We start from the raw sequence: 7,807 nt of genomic DNA, 5'->3' as shown, positions 1-7,807 counted from the left end.
CGAGAGGGGGCGGATGCCGCGGCATCCGCCCCTTCCGTTCACCCGCCTCGCTCGTCTCCGAGCGTCGAGGGCCTACCCTCCGGGCGTGGGCGTTCCGCCGCTCGCCGCGCCGGGCGGGGCCGCGGCCTTCGACGGCTCCGCGGCGGCCGGCGGGTTCACGAGCACGTCGTCGAACGTCGTCTTCTCCTCAGCGGTGCGCTGGTCCCATGACGGCTTCCGCACCGCATAGAAGATGAGGGGCGGCACCCCCAACGCGAGCACGACCACTCCGACCAGCACGGGGTAGGTCCAGCCGGGCGCACCGCCGCCGAACCCTTCCGGCGGGATGAAGCCGAGGATGAAGGCCGCCAGGCAGGCGATGAACCCGATCGTCGCGATCACGTACATCGCGGGAACCCGGTAGGTGCGCACGACGTGCGGCTGCTTCGCCCGCAGCCGCATGGCCGCGGCGAACATCATCATGTACATGATGAGGTAGAGCGCCGCCGCCATGTCGACGAGCAGGATGAACGCCGTGTTGATGTTCGGCACGAAGAGGAACAGCGATGCGAGCAGCGTCACGACGATGCCCTGCACGGTGAGGATGCCGACCTGGACGCCCGCCTTGTTGCGCTTCTGCAGGAACACCGGGAGGTATCCGCTTCGCGCGGCCGCGAGGAGACCGCGCGACGGACCCGCGATCCACGTGACGACCGAGGCGAATGCACCCAGCGCGATGAGCAGCGACAGCACCGGTGTCAGCCAGGACACTCCGAAGGAGTCGAAGTACGCCTGGAACGCGAGGTTGATGCCGGTCGTCAGCCCCAGTTTGTCGGACGGCACGACCAGGCCGATCGCGATCGTCGGCACGATGAAGATGCCGAGGATCAGGATGGACGCGATGAGCACCGTCCTCGGGTACTCCTTGCCCGGGTTCTTCAGGTCGTTGGCGTGCACCGCGTTCACCTCCATGCCGGCGTACGCGAGCACGTTCGACACGATGAGCACGATCGAGGCGAGCCCCGTGAACGGCGGGATCACCGACGCCGCCGTGAGCGGGATCTGGCTGGTCTGGCCGGTGGAGACCCAGATGATGCCGAAGACGATCAGCAGCAGGCCCGGGAAGATCGTTCCGGCGAGACCGCTCCACGAGCCGACCTTCGCGAACAGGTTCCCGCCCTTCAGCGTGATGAAGGTGGAGAACCAGTACAGCACCAGGATGACGATCGCGGTGTAGAGCCCGGAGTTCGCGAGGTTCGGGTCGAGGAACACGAAGGCGAGCGACGCCGCGATGAACGCGATCTGCGTCGGGTACCAGACGACGTTCTGCACCCACTGCAGCCAGATCGCCTGGAACCCCCACTTGCCGCCGAACGCCTCGCGCACCCACGTGAACACGCCGCCCTTCCATCCGGTCGCGAGTTCGGCGGCGACGAGCGCCGTCGGGACGAGGAAGAGGATCGCGGGGATGACGAACAGCGTGATCGACCCGAGCCCGTAGCCGGCCATGGCCGGGAGGCTCCGCAGCGAGGCGACCGCGACGACGGTCAGGATCGCCAGCTGCATGAGCGACATGAACTTCTGCGAGGTGACGCCCGGTGCGCCGATCGCCGGCTTGTGCGGCACCTTCTCGAACGGATGCGGTTTCACGTGCTCGGGCGACGGCGCGATGGTGCCGTCGGCCCGCCGCGGTGCCGGTGACCCGGGGGAGGTGGCGGCCGAGTCCTTGATGTCGGTCATGGTCCCCCCTTAGTGCGTGAACGAGGACACTTGGCCCTCGATCGGCATCGGCGACTCGAGGGCGTCGAGGAACTCGGTGGCCTCCTGGATGTCGAGGAGGAGCGACTCCGCGAGGTTCCGACTGAGTCCGTTGCGCACGACGATGCGCTGCACCACGAGGTCGGAGAGGTCGTCGGGCATGGGGTAGGCGGGGATGAGCCAGCCCTTCAGGCGGAGGCGCTCCGACAGGTGGTACAGGTTCCACTTGTCGGTGTGGCCCTTCTTGAGCTGCCACGCGAAGACCGGGATGTCGGTGCCGTCGTTCCAGAGCTCGAACGCGTCCATCTTCGCGATCTCGCCCGAGAGGTACACCGCGACATCCTGCGACGCCTGCTGCACCTTGCGGTACCCGTCCCACCCGAGGCGGAGGAAGAGGTAGTACTGCAGCAGCACCTGCGCGCCCGGTCGCGAGAAGTTCAGCGCGAAGGTGGGCATGTGGCCGCCGAGGTAGGTGACGTCGAACACGAGGTCCTTCGGCAGGTCGCCGACCGTGCGCCAGACCACCCAGCCGAGGCCCGGGTAGACGAGCCCGTACTTGTGCGCCGAGGTGCTGATCGACACGACCCGGTCGACACGGAAGTCCCACTCGAGCTCGGGCTGGAGGAAGGGCGCGATCATGCCGCCGGATGCCCCGTCGACGTGGATCTTCACGTCGAGCCCGGTCTTCTCCTGGATCGCGTCGAGTGCCTTCGAGATCTGGGCGACCGGCTCGTACATGCCCGTGTAGGTCACGCCCATGATCGCGACGACGCCGATCGTGTTCTCATCGACGTACTTGTCGAGGTCGTGGCCGTCGAGCACCTTGTGCTCGTCGCTGATCGGAACGTATCGGGCCTCGACGTCCCAGTAGTTGCAGAACTTCTCCCAGCACACCTGCACCGCGCTCGAGAGCACGAGGTTCGGCTTCTCGGTCGACTTGCCCTCGGCGCGACGGGCGATCTGCCAGCGCCGCTTCAGCGCGAGCCCGCCGAGCATGCACGCCTCCGACGAGCCGATGGTGGAGGTGCCGATGGCGCCTTCAGCGCTCGGCGCGTTCCAGAGGCTGGCGATCATCTTCCAGCATCGGGTCTCGATGGCCGCCGTCTGCGGGTACTCGTCCTTGTCGATCATGTTCTTGTCGGCGGTCTCCGCGTAGAGCTTCGACGCGAACGAATCCATCCACGTGCCGACGAACGTCGCCAGGTTCAGGCGGGCGTTGCCATCGAGCATGGCCTCGTCGTGCACGATCTGGTAGGCGGTCTCAGGCAGCGACTCGCCGTCGGGGAGGCGGTCCACCGGGAAGTCGGTGGCCTCTCCCTCCCGCGCGAAGATCGGATTCAACTGCGTGCTGTCCCCGATGCCGGAGAACGCGTGACGCGAACGATCCGGAGTGATCGGAGCGTTGTCGCCGCTGCCGGAGTGCGATCGTGGCTTGTTGTCGGTCATGGTGGACCCCCCCCGTGTTCTGCTTCGTCGTGCATGAACATGGGCGCGTCCGAGACGACAGCGCAGGGTGTCACCCCCCAGTGGACGGCCCAAACCCCGAGTGTGGCGCGAACCCCGATGGGCGTCAAGGGTGCGTGGCTACAGTGGGATCGGGCGGGTGGCGCCCGGCACCCGGGACGAGAGGCGCGTGGCCATGACCGACGGAAGCGCGAACGATCGACGCCCGCCGGATCCCGCCACGGGCGCCGACAGGACCCCGCTGCGCCTTCGCCGCGAGGCATGGGGATTCGCGATCGGTTCACTCTGCTTCATGGCGGGGGCCTTCCCCGCCTACGCGGACTGGGTCGGCGCCGTCATGGTCGGCATCACGTTCTTCGTCGGCTCGCTGTTCTTCACCGCTGCGGCGTTCATCCAGCTGGGCCTCAGCGGCCGCCGTCCGCCGCGGCGCCGCACGAACACGGCGGATCGCGCCGACTGGTGGTCGGCCGCCGTCCAGTTCGCCGGGACGCTCAGCTTCAACGTGAGCACCGGTGTCGCGCTCGCCGCTGCGATCGCCGCGCCCGAGAGGCTCGGCGCGGGGTGGCGACCGGATGCGGTCGGCTCCATCGCCTTCCTCGTGTCCAGTGCGCTGGCGGTCGTGGCGACCCGGCATCGACTCGCGCTCTGGGACTCGCATGCCCGCACCTGGCACGGCACGTGGTTGAACATGATCGGCTCGGTGGCGTTCGCCGTGTCGGCCGTGGGTGCCTACGTGTCGCCGGTCACCGGTGACTTCGTGAGCCAGTTCTGGGCGAACCTCGGCACGCTGCTGGGCGCGCTCTGCTTCTTCGTCGCGGCGGTGCTGTCGCGCCGCCCGCTCCAGCGGCATGAACGGGTCGTGGGGCCGGTCTGGGGCGAGTGACGCAGGATCGTCCCTGCCGGGTGCGGCTGCGGCATCCGCTCGGTTCGGCCGCCGGCGCCCCATCTGGTAAGCTGGCTCGTTGGCTGGGCACTTCCACTGCCCATGCCGCGACAATCCCCATCGAAACCACGCGAGAAATCGCGGGCTTCCGCATGGGGAGGGTCAGCAGACAAGAGACCTTGGGAGGGGCATCCGCCCCTCGGTATTGGAGGAAACCAATGGCAGCAGTGTGCCAGGTGACTGGAGCCGTTCCCGGCTTCGGGCACAACATCTCGCACTCGCACCGCCGGACGAAGCGCCGCTTCGACCCGAACGTGCAGAAGAAGACCTATTTCGTGCCGTCGCTGCGTCGCAGCATCACCATCAACGTGTCCGCCAAGGGCATCAAGGTGATCGACGCTCGTGGCATTGAGGCAGTGGTCAAGGACATGCAGGCACGTGGGGTGAAGCTCTAATGGCGAAGGCACAGGACATCCGGCCGATCATCAAGCTTCGGTCGACCGCCGGCACCGGGTACACCTACGTGACCCGCAAGAACCGCCGCAACAACCCCGACCGCCTCGTGCTCAAGAAGTACGACCCTGTAGTGCGCAAGCACGTCGACTTCCGAGAGGAGCGCTAAGACATGGCGAAGAAGAGCAAGATCGCACGCAACGACCAGCGCAAGGTCATCGTCGAGCGGTACGCCGCGAAGCGTCTCGAGCTGAAGAAGGCGCTCATCGACCCGAACGGCACCGACGAGAGCCGTGAGGCCGCTCGCAAGGGCCTGCAGAAGCTTCCCCGCAACGCGTCGCCGGTTCGCCTGCGCTCGCGTGACGCCATCGACGGCCGCCCCCGTGGTGTGCTCACCAAGTTCGGTGTCTCGCGTGTCCGCTTCCGCGACATGGCGCACCGTGGCGAGCTGCCCGGCATCACCAAGTCGAGCTGGTAGGCAGTAGCTTCACGCTTCACCGAAAGGGGCGTCCAGGGTTTCCCTGGGCGCCCCTTTCGTCGTGTGCGCGGCATGTCCGGTGCGGGCTCGCAGCCTCGCGGGTCCGGACCGACGGGGAGTTCTGCCCATAGCGGACGCACGTCTCCGTTTCGTACCGTGGGGAACGCCGTCACTCCCGGCGCTCACGGAAGGATCCCGATGCACCCGCACACTCCTGAATCCCCACCGGTCCCGCGCCGGCGGCGGCTCACCGGCATCCTCGGCGCGTTCGCCATGCTCGTCGGCCTCGCCGGCGTCGCGTCGCCCGCGTACGCCGCGGAGCCCGAGACGACCGGGTCCATCGCCGGCGTCGTGACCGGAGAGGCCGGCGCGCCGCTCGAGGGCGTGCGCGTGCAGCTCTTCCTCTGCGACCCCGACTTCGACCCGCTGGAGCAGCGCGACTGCTGGAACCTGCTCTGGGGCGAGGGCACGGAGGGGGTGACCGCGGTCGATGGCACCTTCTCGATCGAGAACCTCGCCCCCGGCACGTATCGGGCCTCGATCAACCCGCAGGCGCAGACCGCGCAGTACGTCTACGAGTACTGGGACGCTGCCGGCACCTTCGAGACCGCGACCGACATCACCGTGGCCGCCGGCGAAGCGGCGAACATCGAGCCGACCCTCGAGCTCGGCGCGACCGTTTCGGGCCGAGTCGTCGACGAGGCCGGTCAGCCGGTCTCGGGCGGGTACGCCTACGCGTACCTCTCGTCCGACTTGAACTCCACGCGCGGCGGCGCATCCGTCGCCGCCGACGGCAGCTACACGATCACGGGCCTGCCGTCGGGCGAGTACGTCTTCAAGGCCGGGCCCGGCTGGGGGAGCGAGTCCGAGCTCGTCGACGAGTACTGGCAGGACGTGTACGACGAGGATGCCGCGGCTCGCGTCGCGCTCGTCGGCGGGCAGTCGTTCGCCGCCGACTTCGAGCTGAACGCCGGCGCCGTCATCGAGGGCACCGTCTCCGCCGACGGCGCTCCGGTCGAAGGCGTCGAGGTCGCCGCTTCGTACGCGGGCTCGTCCGACGACTACGTCGCGACGGTGAAGACCGTGACGGCCGCCGACGGGACCTACCGCCTCGCGGGCCTCGAAGCGGGCGAGTACGTCGTCGGCTTCTCCGACTTCGACGGCGAATGGGCGCACCAGTACTGGCAGGGGGCGGTCGACCGCGCATCATCGACCCACCTCGACCTCAGCCCCGGTGACGTCGCCGAGGCCGTCGACGCGAACCTCACGGCCGGCGGCACGCTCACCGGCAACCTGACCGAGCGTGCCGAGACGGGCGGCGTGCCGTCGGCGCAGGCCTACCTCGACGTGCTCCGCAAGAACTCGAGTGGCGTGTGGGAGACGGTCGTCTTCGAACAGGCCGACGCCTCCGGAGCGTACGAGGTGTCGGGCCTGGCGCCCGGCGAGTACACCGTGATGTCATACGGCTCGTCGAGCGCGAACTGGGCGAAGACCTACTACGGCGGCGGATTCTTCCAGGACGAGGCGGCCGTGGCCGCGGTCACTGCGGACGCCGTGACCCCGGGCGTCGACGTCGAGGCCGCGCCGGGCGTGCAGATCGCCGGCAGCATCATCGACGAGCACGGCGGACCGGCGACCGGGGCGAGCCTGCGCCTGCTGTTCGAACGCGCCCCCGGCGTGTGGGCCGAGCCCGAGCAGGTCAGCGGAGCCGGCGACGACATCTCGTTCCGGATGGGCGGCCTGCCCCCGGGCAACTACGTCGTCGAGTTCGCCGACCGGAGCGATGCGGCCGTGCCCTACGCCACGCAGTACTGGGAGAACGCGCCGACCCGAGAAGCGGCCACCGTGCTCGAGGCGCCGAACGGCGGCGCGTTCACGGGCATCAACGCCGTCATGACGCGGACGGCCCCCGAGCCCGAGCCGGCGCCGACTCCGACGGTGAACGGCATTGCGCAGGTCGGCCAGGCGTTCACGGTCGACGCGGGCGACTGGGGCGACGGCGCTGAGCTCGCCTACCAGTGGCTCGCCGACGGCCAGCCGCTCGCCGACGCGACGGGAACCGAACTGGTGCCGGGCGACGCCCTCGAGGGCGTGGCGCTCGCGGTCACCGTCACCGGGACGCGCCCGGGAGCGGAGCCCGTCGCGGCCACGTCCGAGGCGACGGCGCCCCTTGCGCCACGGTTCGCCGACCTGACGGCCGGCGGTCACACCGACAACGTGCGCTGGGCGGGTGGCGCCGGCGTCATCGCCGGGATCCGCGGCGACGACGGCATCGTGCGGTTCGATCCGAAGGCTCCTGCGACGCGCGGCGTCATCGCGATCGCGCTGTACCGGCTCGCCGGTTCGCCCGAGTTCGAGGTGCCCGCGGTGCCGACGTTCGCCGATGTTCCGGCCGATCACGTGGCGTTCACGGCGGTCGAGTATCTCGTCAGCGTCGGCGGCACCGCAGCCAGCGGCAGCTTCGGACCCGACGACAAGCTGACGCGCCAGCACCTCGCCGCCTTCCTCTACCGGGCGTCGGCGCCGTCGTTCACCGCGCCCGCCAAAGCGACGTTCAGCGACGTCGCGGTCGGGTCGTCGTTCTTCCGGGCGATCGAGTGGGTCGCCGCCGAGCGTCTCACCACCGTGAGCGGCGCGTTCCGCCCCGCGGCGGCGACGTCGCGCGAGGAGCTCGCGACCTTCCTGAAGCGCTGGTCGGCGATCGACGACTGAGCCGCGCCCCGGCTGCGGCCGGACCGAATGGGAGCACGAGAGAACGAGAACGAGAGCAGAGCGGATGCCCCGCACCGGGG

7 protein-coding genes are annotated in these 7,807 nt (G+C 69.3%); 5 read left to right on the top strand and 2 right to left on the bottom strand.

The annotated features are described in order from the left end of the window. Positions 1 to 72: 72 nt before the first annotated feature. Positions 73 to 1,719 (bottom strand): amino acid permease, encoded by a 1,647-nt coding sequence (locus ACFTQE_RS19295; protein WP_376926588.1) that lies wholly within the window; start codon positions 1,717 to 1,719, stop codon positions 73 to 75. 9 nt (positions 1,720 to 1,728) lie between these two features. Beyond that, positions 1,729 to 3,183: a glutamate decarboxylase gene (locus ACFTQE_RS19290; RefSeq protein ID WP_376926587.1), complete on the bottom strand. Its 1,455-nt coding sequence runs from the start codon at positions 3,181 to 3,183 to the stop codon at positions 1,729 to 1,731. A gap of 193 nt (positions 3,184 to 3,376) precedes the next feature. On the opposite strand from ACFTQE_RS19290, the gene ACFTQE_RS19285 reads away from it, so the two are divergent. The 5 genes from ACFTQE_RS19285 (at position 3,377) to ACFTQE_RS19265 (ending at position 7,727) form a co-directional block, all read left to right on the top strand. Next, a complete protein-coding gene (locus ACFTQE_RS19285; protein ID WP_376926586.1) occupies positions 3,377 to 4,084 on the top strand; it encodes a hypothetical protein in 708 nt (235 codons plus the stop codon). 218 nt (positions 4,085 to 4,302) lie between these two features. After that, the gene (gene rpmB / locus ACFTQE_RS19280; RefSeq protein ID WP_056654700.1) at positions 4,303 to 4,539 is read left to right on the top strand and encodes a 50S ribosomal protein L28; all 237 of its coding nucleotides are present in this window, start codon (positions 4,303 to 4,305) and stop codon (positions 4,537 to 4,539) included. Continuing rightward, positions 4,539 to 4,706: a 50S ribosomal protein L33 gene (rpmG, locus tag ACFTQE_RS19275; protein WP_022892462.1), complete on the top strand. Its 168-nt coding sequence runs from the start codon at positions 4,539 to 4,541 to the stop codon at positions 4,704 to 4,706. Before rpmB ends, rpmG begins: the two co-directional genes overlap by 1 nt. A 3-nt stretch (positions 4,707 to 4,709) precedes the next feature. Next, positions 4,710 to 5,015 (top strand): 30S ribosomal protein S14, encoded by a 306-nt coding sequence (gene rpsN / locus ACFTQE_RS19270; RefSeq protein ID WP_375836142.1) that lies wholly within the window; start codon positions 4,710 to 4,712, stop codon positions 5,013 to 5,015. 198 nt (positions 5,016 to 5,213) lie between these two features. Further along, entirely contained in the window at positions 5,214 to 7,727 is a 2,514-nt protein-coding gene (locus ACFTQE_RS19265) for a collagen binding domain-containing protein (RefSeq protein WP_376926585.1), read from the top strand. Positions 7,728 to 7,807: the final 80 nt, after the last annotated feature.

Origin of the sequence: Agromyces sp. NPDC056965 (assembly GCF_042673425.1) — a bacterium.
Lineage (GTDB): Bacteria > Actinomycetota > Actinomycetes > Actinomycetales > Microbacteriaceae > Agromyces.
The sequence above is the reverse complement of the archived record's forward strand: the minus strand, read 5'-3'. Positions and strand labels throughout refer to the sequence as shown.